At 38.1% G+C, this 18,747-nt stretch carries 16 protein-coding genes and 1 tRNA gene; 2 read left to right on the top strand and 15 right to left on the bottom strand.

Going from position 1 to position 18,747, the window contains the following annotated elements:
- Positions 1–73: 73 nt before the first annotated feature.
- From BM161_RS06825 to rpsT, 4 genes are all read right to left on the bottom strand, one after another.
- Positions 74–505 carry a bactofilin family protein gene (locus tag BM161_RS06825; RefSeq protein WP_074931259.1) on the bottom strand — a complete coding sequence of 144 codons (432 nt, stop codon included), beginning with the start codon at positions 503–505 and terminating at the stop codon, positions 74–76.
- A 14-nt stretch (positions 506–519) separates the two neighbouring features.
- Positions 520–2,208, bottom strand: coding sequence for an apolipoprotein N-acyltransferase (gene lnt, locus BM161_RS06820; protein WP_074931258.1), 1,689 nt, complete (start codon positions 2,206–2,208; stop codon positions 520–522).
- The gene (locus BM161_RS06815) at positions 2,198–2,512 is read right to left on the bottom strand and encodes an HU family DNA-binding protein (RefSeq protein WP_074931257.1); all 315 of its coding nucleotides are present in this window, start codon (positions 2,510–2,512) and stop codon (positions 2,198–2,200) included. Before BM161_RS06815 ends, lnt begins: the two co-directional genes overlap by 11 nt.
- A 118-nt stretch (positions 2,513–2,630) precedes the next feature.
- The gene (gene rpsT, locus BM161_RS06810; protein ID WP_074640283.1) at positions 2,631–2,906 is read right to left on the bottom strand and encodes a 30S ribosomal protein S20; all 276 of its coding nucleotides are present in this window, start codon (positions 2,904–2,906) and stop codon (positions 2,631–2,633) included.
- Positions 2,907–3,062: 156 nt separating this feature from the next.
- Between rpsT and BM161_RS14240 the strand changes: the two genes are divergently transcribed.
- Entirely contained in the window at positions 3,063–3,236 is a 174-nt protein-coding gene (locus BM161_RS14240) for a hypothetical protein (RefSeq protein WP_143064140.1), read from the top strand.
- 74 nt (positions 3,237–3,310) lie between these two features.
- Here the strand turns inward: BM161_RS14240 and BM161_RS06805 are convergent, their stop codons facing one another.
- From BM161_RS06805 to BM161_RS06755, 11 genes are all read right to left on the bottom strand, one after another.
- Positions 3,311–3,976 carry a lysophospholipid acyltransferase family protein gene (locus BM161_RS06805; RefSeq protein ID WP_244882726.1) on the bottom strand — a complete coding sequence of 222 codons (666 nt, stop codon included), beginning with the start codon at positions 3,974–3,976 and terminating at the stop codon, positions 3,311–3,313.
- A gap of 145 nt (positions 3,977–4,121) precedes the next feature.
- Positions 4,122–6,575: an ATP-dependent DNA helicase gene (locus BM161_RS06800; protein WP_074931255.1), complete on the bottom strand. Its 2,454-nt coding sequence runs from the start codon at positions 6,573–6,575 to the stop codon at positions 4,122–4,124.
- Between the two features lie 56 nt (positions 6,576–6,631).
- A tRNA-Glu gene (locus BM161_RS06795) sits at positions 6,632–6,703 on the bottom strand.
- A gap of 92 nt (positions 6,704–6,795) precedes the next feature.
- On the bottom strand, positions 6,796–8,043 hold the full coding sequence (locus tag BM161_RS06790) for a tetratricopeptide repeat protein (RefSeq protein ID WP_074931254.1): 1,248 nt from the start codon (positions 8,041–8,043) through the stop codon (positions 6,796–6,798).
- Between the two features lie 93 nt (positions 8,044–8,136).
- On the bottom strand, positions 8,137–9,225 hold the full coding sequence (locus tag BM161_RS06785; protein WP_074931253.1) for a flagellar filament outer layer protein FlaA: 1,089 nt from the start codon (positions 9,223–9,225) through the stop codon (positions 8,137–8,139).
- An 84-nt stretch (positions 9,226–9,309) separates the two neighbouring features.
- On the bottom strand, positions 9,310–9,789 hold the full coding sequence (locus tag BM161_RS06780; RefSeq protein ID WP_074931252.1) for a GerMN domain-containing protein: 480 nt from the start codon (positions 9,787–9,789) through the stop codon (positions 9,310–9,312).
- Positions 9,786–10,817: an N-acetylmuramoyl-L-alanine amidase gene (locus tag BM161_RS06775; RefSeq protein ID WP_074931251.1), complete on the bottom strand. Its 1,032-nt coding sequence runs from the start codon at positions 10,815–10,817 to the stop codon at positions 9,786–9,788. The genes BM161_RS06780 and BM161_RS06775 overlap by 4 nt, the downstream gene beginning before the upstream one ends.
- 8 nt (positions 10,818–10,825) lie before the next feature.
- Complete coding sequence (locus tag BM161_RS06770) at positions 10,826–12,472, bottom strand: ATP-grasp domain-containing protein (RefSeq protein ID WP_244882723.1); 1,647 nt, start codon at positions 12,470–12,472, stop codon at positions 10,826–10,828.
- A gap of 66 nt (positions 12,473–12,538) precedes the next feature.
- The gene (locus BM161_RS06765; RefSeq protein WP_244882722.1) at positions 12,539–15,016 is read right to left on the bottom strand and encodes a cytidylyltransferase domain-containing protein; all 2,478 of its coding nucleotides are present in this window, start codon (positions 15,014–15,016) and stop codon (positions 12,539–12,541) included.
- Positions 15,000–15,965 carry a hypothetical protein gene (locus BM161_RS06760; protein ID WP_074931249.1) on the bottom strand — a complete coding sequence of 322 codons (966 nt, stop codon included), beginning with the start codon at positions 15,963–15,965 and terminating at the stop codon, positions 15,000–15,002. The genes BM161_RS06765 and BM161_RS06760 overlap by 17 nt, the downstream gene beginning before the upstream one ends.
- The gene (locus BM161_RS06755) at positions 15,940–17,448 is read right to left on the bottom strand and encodes a spiro-SPASM protein (protein WP_074931248.1); all 1,509 of its coding nucleotides are present in this window, start codon (positions 17,446–17,448) and stop codon (positions 15,940–15,942) included. The genes BM161_RS06760 and BM161_RS06755 overlap by 26 nt, the downstream gene beginning before the upstream one ends.
- 81 nt (positions 17,449–17,529) lie before the next feature.
- Between BM161_RS06755 and xseA the strand changes: the two genes are divergently transcribed.
- Positions 17,530–18,741 carry an exodeoxyribonuclease VII large subunit gene (gene xseA, locus BM161_RS06750; RefSeq protein WP_074931247.1) on the top strand — a complete coding sequence of 404 codons (1,212 nt, stop codon included), beginning with the start codon at positions 17,530–17,532 and terminating at the stop codon, positions 18,739–18,741.
- Positions 18,742–18,747: the final 6 nt, after the last annotated feature.

The raw sequence follows: 18,747 nt of genomic DNA, 5'->3' as shown, positions 1-18,747 counted from the left end.
TTGCGGGACAAGAAATGAAAAATATTCCCTACATCTATATTATTATATTTTTTTAACGATTCTGTCAATTAAATTATTTTATCACATCAGAGTGAATAATCATTGCCTGTTTATATTCAGATGAAGCTACTGAGAATAAGTCTACCTCTGGTTCTTTGTCGAGCATGTTTACATCACCACTGAACTCTACGTTGTTTGCAATTCTGATTCTTGCAGTTGTGATATTTCCAATAACCTTACTTCCAGAACAGATTTCTACCCGCTCAGCAGCATTCATATCACCATTTACATCGCCACCGGCAACGATAATAGAATTTGCATCAATCTTATCAACCTTACAAACTGCATTCTTTGCAATTTCAAGATCTCCTGCAGGAGCATTGATTTTTCCGCTGAATTTTCCAGTAATAACAAGACGGTCACTGAATTCCAAAACTCCGTCGAATTCTGTTTCTTCACCAAAAACTGTTATATTTCTTTTTTCAATTTCGTTTTTATCAGCCATCAATTCACCTGTAATTATCTGTTTGTAAGTTTATTAATTATAACAACAATTGTTTGTATTATCAATATTAGCATAGCAAGCCCGGCTTCTGCCTTTCCCGCTATGTCACCGGTTTTTGTAAAGAAGGTCTGCTCATTTTCACTCATAACAGGAATCTCTCCAATAATATACGCTTCACAGAATTCCGGAGCTGCTTTCACAATTTTTCCGTTTTGACTGATTATACAGGTAACTCCGCTTGCGGTACTTCTTACCGAAGGAACATGATTTTCTACAGATCTGAAAACTGCCATTGCAAGATGCTGCCTCTGGCACGGAATACTGTTTGACCATGAATCATTACTCAGATTAAAAAAGCATCTTGAACCATTCAAAACCATCTGACGGCAGATCGTACTGAAGGTATCTTCAAAACAGATTGGAGTGGAAAACTTTAAGCCCCTGTAATTAAACACTGTATACTCCTCACCTTTTTCCCACATATGAGGACTTCCGTTTAACAGCTTTACATACAGTGAAGAAAAAGTATGCTTCCACGGAAAACTTTCTGTAAACGGAACAAGCTTTATCTTCGAATAAATTCCAGGTTCTGGCGGATGAACATTTTTTCCAGACTCAAACACAAGCGCGCTGTTGTAATGCTCTTTTTCCGCCCCTTTCATTTCTACTTCATGAGAGTTTCCAATTACAAATACGGCATTGTTTTCATCAAGGAAATTCAAAAGCTGGGAAATGAGCATAAAGCGGCGAACATCAGTTCCGTAGTCGTAGTTATATATGATTGATGGTGCAACAGCTGTTTCCGGCCAGATAATAAAATCAATATCTGTAGAAAGATACTGGGCTTCTTCTGTAAGCTGAATAAGATTCTTTACGTTCTTTGAATATTCTTCTATTCCATTTTTCCACGGACTTTCATTATTCTGAATTGCCGCTACAGTTACATGTTTTTCCGGTTCAGGTTTTCGCATAACGGAATAGCCGTAGCATAGGGACGCTGAGAAAAGTATGATCCAGAGAATTCCGCAGACGTAAGTAAGCTGTAGCGAATTAATTGCAAGTGCCTGTTCTTTTTTTACATAAGCTGATATATGAGATTTTCTTGCATGATCAACATGCTCTAAAAGTCTTTTTCGTTGAATTGTTTTTGTGATAAAACTGAATAAAAAGGCAGAAGGAAATATTACAATCAGATTCAAACCAAAAACACCTATGATAGCGCAAATCTGAATCAGATATAAAAAGTTCCATTGGGTATAAGCTGTAACTCCATAGCTGATTCCAAAAAAACCAAGTGTTTTAATATATTCATAACCACATACACAAATAAACTGAAGCAGCCAGCCGTTTTTCTTACACACAAGATCTGCAATTTTTAATACTGTAAATAATAATGAACAGATTACAAGATAACCAATACAGACAATTATAAGTCCAAGCGGATGAAAAGCTTTAAGCCAGTAACCGTAAAGTCCATATGCAAGGACTCCAAAGATTGCCCCAAATATTGTAGACTCACTCAGACGTGATTTTTTAATCAGATAGAAAATTGGAAAATAATTAAACCAGCCAAGCCAGCCAAGTCCGTTTTCAAAAAAAACATTTGGATTAGAAAGCCAGAATAATAATGCAGAAATAATTACAAGAAATATTTTCTGAAAAAGACCTTTTAGATTTTTAGAGTCATTCTTTTTATTTTTCATCTTCTTTTTTGAGATTCCAGAGTTTTTCTTTTAACAGCTGACCAGCGCGGAAGGCTGCTACATAATGAGGTTCAACACTCAGCTTTTCACCGGTTTTAGGATTTCTTGCTTCTGAACGGCCTTTTCTGAGTCTTGCTTCAAAAGTTCCAAAACCTCTTAATTCTATTGTAGCACCAGTTTCCAATGACTCTCTTGTGTGAAGTAAAAAACTGTCAATAATCTTTTGAATAATCTGCTTTTCTACATCGGTAGATTTATAAACAGCATCGACTAAATCGCCTTTTGTTATTTTTGATTCTGACATTTCTTAACTCCTGCTTTTTTTTAATTTCAGTTATTATATCACAAAAATTCAAAATATTAAAAAAAAACCAGTTGAAAATTCTTCCAACTGGTTTTCCCTAATGCATTAATCAAAAATGTTATTTTGCTGCGAATGTAGCATTATAAAGATTCATCATTCTTGACTTCTTGCGAGACACAGCATTTCTCTTCAAAACACCCTTGCTGCGAGCAGTATCAAGTTCCTTCTGGAGCTGCTTGTATTTTTCTTCAGCGAGTTTCTGGTCTTTAGCCTGAACTGCTTCTACAAACTGCTTTGCATAAGTTCTGCAAGTACTCTTGATTGCTTTATTATGAAGTCTGCGAACTTCGCTCTGTGCGTGTCTTTTTTCTGCAGATGATTTTTTGCCTGCCAATTGGAGACCCCCAAAAAATATAGTTAACTGTTGTTCATACTATCAAATTACATATATTGTGTCAATGAAAGTTTCGAATTTTATTACTTGAATTATTGACACTAGAGCCGTATCTCATTATTATATTTGATACGAATATTCGATTGGAGGCACATAATGGCTGGAGCTAGTAAAAACTCTCGTACAACTGTTGCAACACAAAAATTCATTTGCCCTGACTGTGGTGGCGAAATCATAATGAAAACCATGATCGAAAATGGTAGACTTAAGAATCAGGCAGAATGCCAGAAATGCAAACGTGTTGAAAGAAGACCAAAGGATTTCAAGTAATCCTTACTGGTAATTTTACTATCAATGAAAAGACCGTACGTAATCATGAAACGTACGGTCTTTTTTTTGCTTATCTATTTCTTATTAGTTGGCAGCTGACGCCAGTATTCAATCTGCTGCTGCATTAAAGTTCTTGATTCTTCAAGAATCTGATTACAATCTTCCTTTGTTTTTGGTGAATCGTATATTCGAAGAATCTTTACACGGTAACAGCCGTTTTTAAGATTTGTAACAAGCTTACGTAAATCACGGAGCTGCCAGCCGCCATCGAGTGCGCACACTACAACAGGAAGCCCTGTAGATTCTGAAAGCTGACGGAAGCCTGCAGAAAAGAACTTTCCTACATCACCGTTTCTTGTACGTGAGCCTTCCGGAAAAAGAATTGGAATCTGCTTTCTTTCTACAACACGTTTTCCAAAATCAGAAATGTATCGCATTGCTTCCATTGGCTTTGCCTTACGAGGAACAAGACAATGTTCCTGAGCACGAAGCATTTCTGAAACAAGCGGGATATGTCTTCCAAGAGTATCTTTAGCAATAAAACGCATTTCGCGGTCTCTTAAGAAATTCATAAAAACCGGAATATCAAGAAGACTCTGGTGGTTTGAAATCAAAATGAAGTTTTCAGGAAGAGTGTCTTTTTTATCATCATATCCCCAGAAATGAAAATGTCTGTAGGTATAACAGATTGCAAAAAGACGGCGGGCTAAAACATTTACAATATAATCTGAAATTCTCACACTAAGTTTTCTGCTTATAGGGTATGCAAAAATATTTGCAATACTGGCAGGTATTACCATAGAAAATAAGCAAAGAATAGTCAGAAAGTGAGACATATAAGCTCCAGATGAATATTTTGAATTTAGAAATAATTATAATTCATTTTCAATTAAAAATAAAGGAATTTATTCTATCTGTAATAACAGATAAAGGTTCATACATTTTTTTACATTCAGGCATACTTGCAACAAACCAGCTTCCATAACGTTTTTCATAAATACGGCGGTCAAGAACAACAACAACGCCCTTATCATCTGAACGGCGGATAAGGCGTCCTATTCCCTGTCTGAATTTTATTACAGCCTCCGGAACACTTAATTCCATAAATGAACTGCCACCACGTTTTTCAATTGCTTCAGAACGGGCAACAAAAACAGGATCATTTGGTACAGTAAACGGAAGTTTTACAATTATTACCTGAGAAAGAGATTCACCTGGAATATCAACTCCCTGCCAGAAAGAATCTGTCGCAAAAAGAACACTTTCATTTTCCTTCTTAAAGGCTTCCAGTAATTTAGAATTATCATCATCCCCCTGTTTCATTATTCTTCCAGGGAATCCACGCATACTTGCAACAACTGTACGATGTGCACTCTTCAAAGATTCATAAGAAGTAAACAAAACAAGGGTACGACCGGCAGCTGCTTCTATGAGCCTTGGCAAAGCCATTTCTATATACTGCTGGTACTGCATATTATCTGGAAGAGGCGCATCACTAGGAACGGCAAAAAGCATATTTTTATGATAAGGGAAAGGAGAAGGAAACTCCCCTTTTATGATTCTGTCTTCCCCTGTAAGAGTAACTCCGGTACGGCGCATCCAGTAAGTAAAATCTCGGCCGGTCTTTAAGGTAGCAGATGTACAGACAACGCTATCCATAGGCTCAAATACACCTTCATTCATAAGATGTGATATATCAAGCGGAGTTTGAGTTAATATTACGTATTCTGCATCACCATTATCACGGATCATATCCGGAGGAAGTCTTTTCTTTTGAATCCAGAATACATCATCTTTTTTTTCATCCCAGACAGAAAAGTTTTTAAGAAGAACTACATAGCTGTCCAGATGGCGCAGAATGATTTTTGACTCCCAGAAGCACGGTGCATCCTTATCTTCATCTGCAACTCCATCCATTACAATACGGATTAAATCTGCAAAGGTTCCGAGCGCACGGGTCAGTTCGCCAACAGCAACAAGGAATGGTCCAAAATCGCGTGCAGTGTTTTCATAAAGACGTTTTGTATAATCATCCATAAGAAGATCTTTTGCCGCAATTTCTACGTTTGTAAGAGCCATTTTGATTTTATTTGTAAGCTCAGAAGCGTCTCCCGCTTTTTCTTCATTTGATGAAAGAATTGCAAGACTACATAAATGACCTGATTCAGAATTCTTTCTGTGGCGGTACATCTGATTAATCAGCTTGTTCAATTTAAAACGGTTTACACTTTCACTGAAAAAACTTGTAGCGGCATTTTCAATTCCATGAGCCTCATCAAAAATTATATGCTTGTACGGAGGCAATACTGCAGCATCATCATAACCAGCCCCTGTAAGACGTGACTGAATATCTGCAAACAAAAGATGATGATTAACAATAATAAGATTTGCCCCTGCCGCTTCTTTACGTACCTTCATTACAAAACAATCGTTATGAAACGGACAGCGCATTCCCATGCAGGCATCACTTTCGGAATTAACCTTTGTCCAGGTATTTTCAGAAGGCATAAATGAAAGATCACTTTTACTTCCAGTAGGAGATGTCTGAGCCCATTCTGCTATTTTCTTAAGCTCTTCACTCTCCCCTTCAAATAAATCCAGAATTGAAGCTGCATCATTCAAACGTCTAAGGCAGACATAATTCTGTCGGCCTTTCATCAAAACATATTTGATTTTCTTTCCAATGATTTTTTCTACGGCAGGAACATCTTTTTCACAAAGCTGCTGCTGAAGGTTTATAGTTCCGGTTGAAACAATTACTCTCTCATTATTTTCTAAAGCCCACAACGCAGAAGGAATCAAATATGAATAAGATTTACCAACACCTGTTCCCGCTTCAAAAACTGCAATTTTATTATCATTAAAAGCGGTAACAATACTTTTTAAGAGCTCTACCTGAACAGGTCTTTCTTCAAATGATTCTGAGATTTTTGAAAGAGGTCCGCCTTCTGAAATATATTTTCCGGAATCTTCTACATCCAGCTGTTTGATAGTTTTAGGAAGAACAGGTTCAACAACAACATAAATCTCTGTAGCTGAATTATTTATGATATAAAAACCACATCCATTTTCTGAAGCACCGGCTGCAACATTTAAATCTGCATCTGAAGGAAGAAGATTTCCACTTGGGTGATTATGAATTAAAACTGAAGTATTACGGGCATCTGAAAAGTTTACAGGTACAGTATGTAAATTACCTCTGGAGCCGACTTTTACATTTTCTACAAGACCGGTCTTTTCAATATTTCCGGTAAAGAAAACTTCGTTTCCGCCAGCTTCTTTAATGGCAGCTTTGATTTTTTGTCTAACTGAATCAGATAAATATTTTGATATTTCCATTCCCCGCCACCCAAGGTAAAAAAAAAAGCCTTGCAACTAATGTTACAAGGCCTGTACATCTCCTAGCAGAATTGAACTGCTGTTGTCGGGATGAAAACCCGATGTCCTAACCACTAGACGAAGGAGACATATGTCATTCGCTGACTTTGAATAATATATCAGACTCGCTAATTTTAGTCAAGAACTAAAACCCTATTTTTTAAAATTTTTATAATTTTTTTTACATATTCATACCGAATTTTTTAACAAGCTTTTCCTGTAAAGGCTTGCATTCATCCGGATTCATTCCAAGTTTAAGTGCAACGTCCAGGTCATTCATAGATTTCTCATATTCACCAAGTTCATAGTATGCCATTGCACGACGGAAATTTGTATGAGCCTGGAACTCATTAATTTCAAGTGACTTAGTGTAACATTCAATTGCTTCTTTATACTTTTTAAGAATTGAATAAACAATTCCCTTGTAGTAATAAGAACGGAAAGCTGTATTATCAGCATCAATACTTTTCTGAAAATCATCAAGAGCATCATCAAGTTTGTTCATTGCAAAGAATGCCATACCTCTGTGCTTATGAATTACAGCAAGTACGTTTTTGTCTGTATCAGGAACTGCTTCAAGGATTCTTGTGTAAATATCAACAGCCTCAGAAAGATGTCCGTCATTGTGAGCTTCAATTGCCTTAAGTAGAAGATCATCAATTGTTCCCTGAACAAATGGACTTACACGGTTAATATCTTCCTCTTTCTTATCAGTTTTTTCGTTTAAGAAGCCATCAGCAAGACTGTAAAATGAACGACGACGTTCATCAAGCTCCCGCTGAAGTTTATTCTGATAATCACGGATTTCCTGGAAAGTAATATCTGCAAGTGTAAGGGATGCATTAATAGATGCAAGCTTACGGCGCAATGGAATATCAAAAGGATTAAACTCAATCTTATAAATAAGCTCGTGTTCAACTTCTGCCCATGCGTCCTGAAGAATTGTACGGATCTGAATTTCACAAACAAGTTCATCAGAAATTGGAGCTAAGCCTTCGTATTTTCCAGTTAATGGTGGCAGGAACTCTTTAGGAATCTTTACAAGTACATGAATAGATTCATAACCAAACTCAGAAAACTTTTTCTCTGCACCTTTTACTTCAACTTCCTTTATTTCAAAGAGTTTTTTAATCTGTTCAAGACCAATATTAATATCTTCAAGGAAGGCACAGATCATTCTTATTCCCATCATGTCTGTGAGGTAAATAAGTGATTTTGTTTCTTCCATCTGTTCGGGTTTTAATCTGAGAACCTTTTTAAAATAGCTGTCAAAGCTTTTTACACGGCTCTTGTAGGTTGGCTGAGCAGAAAGCTTTACATTCTGCTGAAGACGTGTAATTACCTGTGCCATTATTTCATTGAAATAATCTGTATAAGATTCATAGATTTGTCGAATCTGTTTCTTAGATATTAAATTAGCAGTTTCCATAGATAAAAAAATCCGTTGAAGTTAAAAAAATACGCCCTGGAAAATTACCATTTACAAATAACTTCCAGGGCGTTTATTAGCTCAATAGGCTAATTATTTTGCATCTGCAGACTGTCCACCGTTGCTCTGAGCGTTAGATCCTGATCCTTCGTTCAAGCTAGAAGTGAATTCGTCTTCTGAAGCGAGCTTAGCCTTTTCGAGGTAGCGGTTAACCTGCTTGTTACCGAACTTCTGCATCTCTGCATTCTGGCGAGCCTTTTCTTTCTTACCAATGATTCCCCAGAGGTCTTCATCAGCAATGTCGCGGTCGCTAGTAAGGAGAGCCTTGTCGTAAATAATCTTTACGTCTTTGAAGTATCCGATGAAGTCGCCACCAATGTGAGCAGCGTCACGAGTAATCTGGAAACCTTCAAACTTTACGAAAGGAAGTCCACGTGGATAGATTGGGTAAACGCGGATTTCGCGGTTACGAATCTCAGAAATGTACTGTGGGTTGTTCCAGCGAAGTTCTTTCCATCCGTCGAAACCAAGGTAACCCATGAAGTAACGTCTTTCAACACCGTCGTTATCTGACATAAGAACATAAAGTCCGTGTGGATAGTTCATACCCATTGTTGTTACGGAAATAGCCTTTACTGTTCCAACGTTCTTTACAATACCAAATCCATCTTCGAAAAGTGTTTTTCCGCTTGCTTTTTCTTCATCAGTTGGTTCCTGGCGAGTACCATTTTCATCTGCCTGAGCAAGTGGTTCATAAGCAGGAATATCGAATGGTGGTTCGATACGAGCATTTGCATTTGAATTCCATGTAGGGAATACGATGCGTACACCCATTACGTTCTTTCCAGCGAAAGGAACATCTGCTTCACCCTTTACAGGAGCAGCAACAACTGTTGAATCAGCCAAACTTGAAACTGTCTTTGCAGATGAGTTCAGTTTAACTTCCCATTCTGGCAGTGCCAATGAAGTTTTCATGAGACCCTTCTGGTCTTCTGTGAAAGTTGCACCAGCGCTTACAGAGTAGTCCATAACTGTGCGACTGTTCTGTGTTGCATTTCCATTGTCATCAGCACAGCAGTCAGCATCCAGCTGAGTAAAATCGATGAGCATAGCTTCATCAGCGAAAGCAACGCCACCAACAAGCAGCATAGCAGCTGCAATTAAACCAAAAGTCTTCTTCATTTGAAGCTCCTTTTTTATACTAATTCGATGTAGCCTTGTATTTAAATTAATTATCTAACAAGTACATCATTTTGTCAATGTTTTTTATTTTTCAAAAGCAGATTTTCCTTCGATAAAAATTTCTATCGAGTCAATTTTTGAAAAATTATTCATTATATTTTTTTTGAGGAGCTCTGTCCCCTCTCTGATTTCAATTACACCGTCTCCCATCTGCAAAAGATCCTGAGAAAGGTTTACATAAAGAACATGATCTCTTTCAAAGCAGGAAAGCAGTTTTGTTCCGGGAGTAAAAAGCATTTTTGTACGTTCTACAGTTGAACCAAGAAGGATTTCATCTATATAAAGATTAATATCTCCCTGATGTGGTTTTTCTGTAAGATTTCTGTATTCAATGATATATTTACCGGTTTCTGCAGACGGGAAAATAAAAGAACGTCTGCTGGTATTCTTTGAAACTATGTAACAGAATAATGAAAAAACGAATAAGCCTGCGATTACAAGAGAAGTTATAAATATTGCAAGATTCTTTTGTTTTAACATATTGATTGTAGCTTTAGCTGTCATTTTATCGTAGTAAATCCTTGAGAACGTTCAAAGTGAGTAATAAACGCTGCAATTCCATTATATATTCCCAGGGTAGCTTTTTTCAAGTATCTTTCATCATTTAAAAGCAGAGCTTCTTTTTCGTTTGAAACAAAACCAAGTTCTATAAGAACACTAGGCATATTTGAATTCTTTACAACAAACCATTCTTCAGCTTTGATTCCACGAGCGGTAGATTCTTTTCCAATCTGAGCTTGAAGTCCATCCATAATAAACTTGGCAATCATTATACTTTCTGTGGTGTACTCTTCTTCGAGCATTGAGTTTAAAATCGGGAAGAGATTTTCATCACCATCCACAGCAGACTTATCAAGTACGTTACGTCTGTAGCCTGGTGAAAGGTACCACACTTCGTAACCAGATGAAGTTTTATTCAATGATGAATTGACATGTACTGAGATAAAAAGCACAGCTTCGTTTTCGCCGGCTTTTACGCTGTTGGCGATGTCGGTTCTTTCTCCAAGTGAAAGGAATACATCTTTATCACGGGTAAGAATAATCTGTTTTCCAGGGTATGCAGCTTTAAGGCGTTCTGCGAGCATTTTTGCAACCTTAAGCGTAATATCTTTTTCCTGGATTGTTACGTTTTTACCGTTGATTTTATAAGTTTTGAGGGCACCAGGGTCTTTTCCACCGTGTCCTGCATCAATCAGAATTGCACCAACCTTAAATGGGAGTTCTGATTTCTGATTGAAAAACTCTTCTGAATCATCAAGAAACTTTTTTGAAACATAAAGCTGATTATTACGAAGTTCAGGAGCATCAGTAATTTTCATAAGCATGCTGTCTAGAAGAACAACCTTTTCTCCATTTCTGAAAGAAAGCTGATGTCCGTTTTTTTCTATCATTCCGCTTTCAGAAAGTGAATCCCAGTAAATTGTCATTCCTGATTTTTTACCGGTTTCAAGAAGGTCTATATCATTTGCAGCAAAAACTGTGGCACAGAGAAAAATCAAACTGATTACTGATGCAATTTTTTTAAGCTTCATATTCTTTCCTATTTTCCGTTATTCTTTTCAGTTGTATCAGATACATAAACTGCAGCCTGTATTCCGCCACGCATCACAGCCTTCCAGAATCTTTCCTGATTAAGGGCCGGATGCTTTGGTCTCAGAATATCAAACTTTTCTGCAGTTTTCTGGATTGTGTTATAGTTCCAGTCTGTCTTATTAATATATTCGGCAGTTTTAAGGACATCTGGAATATAATTGATAACTGTAGAATCTGCAGGAATTGGACTTGCTTCATTAAGAGATTTGAGTTGTTTTTCTGTTAGTTTTCCAAAGGCGTCTGGAGGGAACGCATTTTCATCATCCAACTCTTCCCCATTAAGATATTTTTCTGTTTTTTGGTTATCCGGTTCAAGAGTGATAAAAACATCTGATACGGCGTCTTCAGCAACTGCAATTGCTGCTTCACGGCTATGACTCACTGCAATTACGTTTCCGCATTTTTCTACATTGTTGCGTGGAAAATCTACTTCGCTGCCAAGCTGAACAGTGGCACGTGGAAGAACATCAAATACTGCACGATCTGAATAATCTTTTATGTTTTCTATATATTTTACAGTTCCAGGAATACTCATCCAGGCACGCTCTGCTGAAGTACGAAGACATTCAACTTCAAAAAGTTCATAAGGCTTTACGGCATTTTTGCAAAGCTCTGATGGAGTGTAATCTACGGGCTTACGTCTGTTGATAAGGTCTTTTGGTTCACGGCCGGCTGCAATGAGGATTCCCTGCTTTGTGAGATTTAAATCTGATGCATAAGGATAAGTCCAGCCAGACATATAACCGCCCGAAAGACGTCCTGCAATTTCACCAATCATAGGACCTTTCTTTGTATATTTGATATCTGCTTTTGCAGCTCCGGTTGTAAGTCCTAAAGCCTTTGCACCAAGTGCAAAAACTGAGATAAGTTCATCGTGGATTTTTTTATCGAGTACGGCTGGCATTGTATGACCGACTTCTATAAAGTACGGCTCATACTTTATATGCCGCACGGCAAAGCCTGTTACAGTAAATGTGCCGTTTTGCACAAGAGCATCAATTGAATACTCAGGGCCTTCCATATATTCTTCTACGATTGCGTAGCCTGTGCGAGAGCATTCCACAGCAACCTTAAGGGCTGGCAAAAACTCGGTTTCATTACGAACCATTCGGCAGCCGCGGGCGCCCATATTATCTACAGGTTTTATAACTAAAGGAAAGTCCATTTTTGAAAGAACTGTGTTTAAGAGGCTGTCTGTAACATCAGCTTTACCTACTCTCAAAAACTCAGGAGATGGAACTCCAGATTTCTTAAAGCATTCACGCATAACGGTTTTTACGCTTGCGTTGACTGCCGACTGGTAGTTATGAGCCGGTAATCCAAGTGCTTCACAAACATAACTTACGCTTGCAGAAAAATCTGTTCCTGCTGTAAAAACTGCAGCAAGACCATCTTTAGAAGCCTTAAGTTCTTTTGCGTATTCAAGGATTCCTTCTTTATCTTTTAAATCAATTTTTCGGAAAGTATCTGCGTAAGGAATTGCAACAGCTTTATCATCAGCATCAATAACATTTACTGTAAAGCCCTCTTCCTTTGCGCTTAGGATGGCAGGCTTTTGCATGAGGCCTGCACCGAGAATTAAAATGTTTTTCAAGACCCACCTCTAAATGATGGTTTCGATACGACCTTCGGCCTACTCAACCACCGTTGCAATATATTTTTATATTTTTCTGCAGTAAATTTCTACTGTATCGCCAAGCCCACGGGCATGACTTATAGCATCAACAAGATTCCACTTTAAGCTTCCTTTTTGTGCTCCGCTCTTTTTGATAGACGGGAAGCGCTCAGGATGATGTCCAGTTGAAACAATTCTCTCTACACGGAAACCAAAAATCCGCAATATAGAATCTGCCCGGCTTGGTTCCCAGATTGTATAATGATCTGTAGGACTGATTTCATAAAAATGATCTTTATCACTCACTGCAGAAATACCTTCTCCAGAAGGAGTTGAGAATGCAAAAAGTCCGCCCTTACGAACAAGTGTAGAAACCTTTCGCAAAACCTTTCCAAGATCCTTAAAGTGTTCAATAACATACCACATTGTTACAACATCAAACTGAGTAATTCCAAACTCTTCTGCTGTATCAATATCCGGGAAAGCTGAACATACTGCTGGATATTTTAATTTTTGCTGAACATAGCTCACAGCGTCTTCTGCAATATCAGTTCCAAAAGGATTAAAACTGCTTTCACTGGCTGCGGCAAGGAACGGACCATAAGCACAACCTATATCCAAAAGATTTTTCTCTGTTGCAGCACCACCTACTCCACTAAGGCTTTTTATGATGGCAGCACGTCTCATTCCCTGAGCTTTTATTGAATCAAAATCTTCTTCGTAGGTTTTACCATACTGCTTTTTATATTCTTCAAAAAAGTATTCTTTCTTATATTTTTTATCTTCAATTGTGGTAAAGGCCATATAAACCATTCCACAGGTTGAACAGCGGCGGTAAGTTCTTGTCTCATTACGAGAAATAACTTCATCAGGCTGAGAAGGAACTTTTCCACAGACTGGACAGCACATGCGTTTTCCTGCAGAAAGATGGCGCAGAAATTCTCCAAGAGATTTCTTTTCACCGCAAAGGATTTTTTTTGCATAAAGATTTTCAGAAGAAAGTGCTGTCTGAAGTGCAGAATCAGAAATTGACTTATCGCCTACATAAGCAAAATTATATTTTTCTGCAAGTTTTTTATGAAGATTTGTTGTTGGCAAAAGAATTACTCCACAGCCCGCATACACTGCTTCAAAAGCTGTAAGTCCATAATGAGTTACAACAATATCATATTCAAAAAGTTTTTCACGAAGGCCAGCAACTGGTTTTATAAACTCAATATTTGTGCCACCCGCATAATCAACATATGGATTATCTTCATTCGAAATGATTGCTGTAATTTTTGCATCCGGGAATTTTCTGCGGAAAGCCTGTGCGGCTGGCATTGTAAGATTTGAAGGATCTTCTCCACCAAGGCAAATCAAAACCTTTTCTATATTTCTTTCTTCAGCATCTGAATCTGAACGAACATTTTCCGGCAATGTAATAAAACCAGAGTTTGTTATATTTGCACGACGCTCACATTTATATGAAGGAATAATATCTAAAAGATAATCACAATAATCTGTATACTTTGAACCTTCATCAATAGAAATAAGGCTTCTGTTTTTTGCAAGTTCCTTAAGCTGATTTTGAGTAAGTTCAAAAGTATCTGTAATGATTGCAGGAAGGTATGATTCATCCGGAATTGAAGTGATAATCTGATTTTTTGAAAGTCCTTGTGCAATATATTCTTCAATAAGTGAATCTGCTTCTTTTAGAGTTTTATCTTCAGGAACATAAACAAAAAAGCCGCCCTGCGAAGCTGCAGTCAAACAGCGTCGCAAGTGACCAGTTCCATGACCTTTTACAACTGAAGGAACAAGAACAACAGGATATTTTACACTGTTAGACTGACAGGCTTCTAAGATCTGCTCTGTAGTAAAAGGGCCTTCATAATTATGAGATTTAAGATAATTAAGCATAGAAACTGCACGCAGAAAATCTGTATAAGTATCAATTGTAGTTCTAAGCTCAGGATAATTAAACCGTCTTGGTGCTGGAACAAAGTCACAAACGTATTTATCTTTATGATTATAAAAAGCAGGTCCAACATGTTCATGATCATAAGGATCTGTAGTTTCTGAGGCTGCTTTTTTAAGAGATTCCGCACTGAAAACTTCTACTCCGCTTCCATGAGGAAGACCTGAGTATGTAAGGTAGTCGCAGTGAGTTTTTCCGCTGTTTTTTTCTTCAAAAAGCTGTGCGGATTCTTCGGCTGCTTCATAAAACAGGAAAGGATTATCTGCTGTAGCTCGAATTACAGTTTTTGTTTTGATTGTATCGAGTAAGGAAATAAAACGGCCAAGTACATCATCAAGACTGCCTGCAAAACATTCAAAACCATATTCTTTACAAACCGGAAGAAGCTGTTCATAAGATGCTTCATCTGTAGCTACAAAATAATGGTCTGCTTTTACCTTGTGCATTGATTCAAGAACATATGCAAGAACGGGCTTACCGCAAAGATCTTTTAAAGCCTTTCCGGGAAGTCTTGTAGAGGACAATCTGCACTGTACTATAACTGTTCTATTTGTCTTCATCATTCAAACTCCAGTTCTGGACAAGGGTCTGCAAATCCATTTTGAATCGGAACTTGTTTTTTTCTACCCACACTCTGGCTGCATTAAACTGTCTGCGGGCTTCCATAATTCCACAAGAAGAATGACCAAGGAAGGCCATAAATGATGTTTTTTTAAGATACCCCTGCTCCATTTTTATTTTTGGTAACTCGTTTTTAAGATAATATCTGAGATAATCAAGATTATAAGTTGTATCGTTTACCGGCGGCTCTTCTATATAAGAAAACTGTAAATGGGATGTAAGGATTGTCTGTTCGCCCCAAAGCCATGAACGCAAAGCTAAATCAAGGTTCTGCCAGTAAGGAGAAGCGATTGTCCAGTCAAAACCGCCAAGTTCTATGAACTTTTTTCTATTATATAGGGCTACGTAATCAAAAGGAAAAAGAGTTTTCTTTCCGTTTGCTATTTCTGATGAAGAATCTATTACAAAATGTGTTTTTTCTGCGCTTGGAGAAAAGGCGCACGGCAAGGCAAAATGATCTTTATCAAGTAAGCGCGGTACAATACAGTATGGAGAGTCGGCTGTAAGACGTTCTGCAAGATGTGGTGGGATAAAATTTGCCGGAATGTTCAGACTGTCTCTGATTACAAGCACATAATCTGACTGTACTTCGCTCATTGCAAGGTTTATGAGGTCTCCGTCCGAAGTTTTTTCAAGCGGAACAAGAAACTTAATCATTGGAAAGCGCTTTGAAACATCGTCGGTAAAGTTACTTGAATCATGTTCTACCGAAACTATTGTCTGAAAACCGCACTTTAAAAGATTTTCAAAAACATGGAGCTTAAAATGGCTTCCACTGCTGTTTAAGAGAATTACGGAAATATTTAATGCCGAAGGATCTGTTACCTTCGGTCCGCCGAGAATAGTTCTGTTTATCTGATGCTCACTAAAAGTTAAAGGTATACCATTCATCGCATTTCTCACATTTTTGACAGTAGTTTTTATTTATATGATTAAGAAGCAGGGAGTTTGTCTTGTGCCATACTTCTTCTAAGCTTTCATTAAACACGTTTCCGCTCTTAATTGTTCCGCAAGGGCTTCCGCCATTTACGCAGGCGCGGCACGCTGGGGTGTCTCCGTTGGAAAGGATGGTGAGGTCGCGGCGGAGGTGCCAGCAAGGGTCTCTTTCAAGAGGAGAAAGATCAGCAGGTTTACATTCTGGTAAAAGACCTGCAAAATCATCATATTTCTGAATAATCAGATTACCACCAGAAGGATTTGATTTTTCATTCCAGTATCTGAAAAAGGCTTCAAGTTCTGCTTCATTATCATTCATACGGACAAACTGAGGATAAATCTGACCTGGAAGCGCATTTTGAAGCAATGAAACAGCATTTACGGCTTTCTGGAAAGCTCCCTGAGGGCTGTTTTTATGAAGTTTCTGATATGTCTGTTCTGTTGCGGCATCTAAATTTACTGCAACCATAATTTTCTGCCACTGATGAGTACGAGGTGCTGCAGCATTTGAGATTTTTGCAAGGGAATTACACAAATCTTCTGTTACTAAAAGGCCGTCTGTTTCAAAGAAAACAGAAAGTCCCGGGTATGAAAGGATTTTTTCTACAATTTTTAAGAAATCTGGATGGTATAAAGGTTCTCCCCAGGCAGAAAGGCTGATTACTGCGTTTTCACTGAATTCTGCAATCTTTTCTATAAGAGAAGAACATTTATCAAAAGGCATATCTTCATTAACCGGCACTGTACACGGAAGATATACAGATTCATAAGAAGATTTTCCTGAAATCTGAATATTATAGAAGCCAGGAATTGTTTTAAGGCAGCCCAGAGTTTTAGAAGCGATTTCGGAAAGCTCCTCTACTCCGTTTTTATTTCCGGCAGCCTTACTTAATGCCTTACACTGCATAAAGTTATCTTTTGTACCACAGTGGAAAGAAAGACGCAAAAGGCGCCAGTCTGAATCTGCAATTACAGTTTCTACATCAAAGGCATTTATATCTGTTTTTATAAGATTATAAATTCCATCGCGGCTTACTCTCTGATCACCAAGAGATTTCTGGGTATTTTTAGAAAGTTCTGCAAGAATACCAATTGTTCCGGCATTTAAAGCTTCTGGAGCAAAACCATAAGGATATCCATCTGCAAAAGTATATTCAGATTTATATGTAATATGAGAATCTATGATCTTTTCAGAAAGCGATTTATCAATAAATGGAAGATCTATATATGAAAATACTGCTGTATCGGCGTTTTCTTTAGTACAAATCTCTTTCATATCGCAAAGAAGCTGACTGAGAGTGTCTGATTTAACAGTAAAAGCTGAAAGATTGAGACTTTTTGCCCATTCTGAAGAAAGTTCAACCGCAGATTTACCGTTAAAAACTTTTTCGTTTGCATATGAAGAGTCATTATCATAAAAAATTACTATGGTTTTCATCAAATTCTTTATCGGCATTTCATTGAATAAGTTAATAAAATACGATAAGTTACAATCAGAGATGTACATAAGAGGGGAAAAATGAACGCACCGGGATTACCCGAAAACTTTGTTTTCAGCGTTTCGCAGATTACAGATCTTATCAAAGAGATTTTAGAAACTTCTTTCAGAAGCATTATAATTGAAGGAGAAATCTCTAACTGGAGACCGAGCGCTGCAGGACACATTTATTTCACATTAAAAGACAATAATGCTCAGATTAAGGCAGTAATTTTCCGCGGTGCTGCAATGAAACTGAATTTCCGCCCGAAAGACGGAGATAAGGTTCGCTGTACAGGAAATCTTTCTGTTTATGCACCTCAGGGAAATTATCAGATAATAGTAAATACAATGGAAATTGCAGGAGCTGGAAACATTCTTCAAATGCTTGAAGAGCGAAAACGAAAGCTTGCTGCTGAAGGCCTTTTTGACGATAGCTGCAAAAAAACACTTCCTGTTCTTCCCTCAACAATTGGAGTTGTTACAAGTCCAACTGGCGCTGCTATCCGAGATATTCTTAATGTAACAAAACGTCGTAACCCGGGAGTAAATATTATTGTGCTTCCAGCGATTGTTCAGGGCGAAGGTGCGGCTCAGACAATCTGTAAGATGATTGAAATTGCAAACTTTTATGAGCTTTGTGATGTTCTGATTGTAGGACGTGGTGGTGGTTCTCTTGAAGACCTTTTACCTTTCAGCGAAGAAAGTGTTGTAAGAGCTGTTGCTGCATCTAAAATTCCAACAATAAGTGCCGTTGGTCATGAAATTGACTGGGCTTTGTGTGATTATGCCGCAGACCGCCGCGCTCCAACCCCATCCGCCGCAGCAGAAATGGCCGTGCCGCTGCTGGCCGACCTCAAACAAAATATCGCTAACTATAAAAACAGCCTCTATGACAGCGTAAAGCGAAATACAGAGAAAACCCGTCTTCTTGTAAGACAGTTTAATCCAGAAAGCCTTGAGGTTCGTTTCAGAAACATCCAGCAGCCGCTGTTAAACCGCTTCGCCACCGCACGCGAAAATCTGCCGAAAAACCTTCAGGACAAAATCCGCGACCTTCGCGTGCGGCTCCAGTCCAACGTCACCATTCTGGAAAACGCAAGTCCGCAGACAATTTTTGACCGCGGCTACTCAATGGTAACCGGGCCAGACGGCAAAGTTGTACGCGATACTGCTGCACTCAATATCGGTGACAAACTTGTTATCACCCCTGCAAAAGGAAAAATCGAAGCAAACGTCGTCAATAAATCATAATAATTC

This window comes from Treponema bryantii (assembly GCF_900113965.1).
Classification (GTDB): domain Bacteria; phylum Spirochaetota; class Spirochaetia; order Treponematales; family Treponemataceae; genus Treponema_D; species Treponema_D bryantii_A.
The sequence above is the reverse complement of the archived record's forward strand: the minus strand, read 5'-3'. Positions and strand labels throughout refer to the sequence as shown.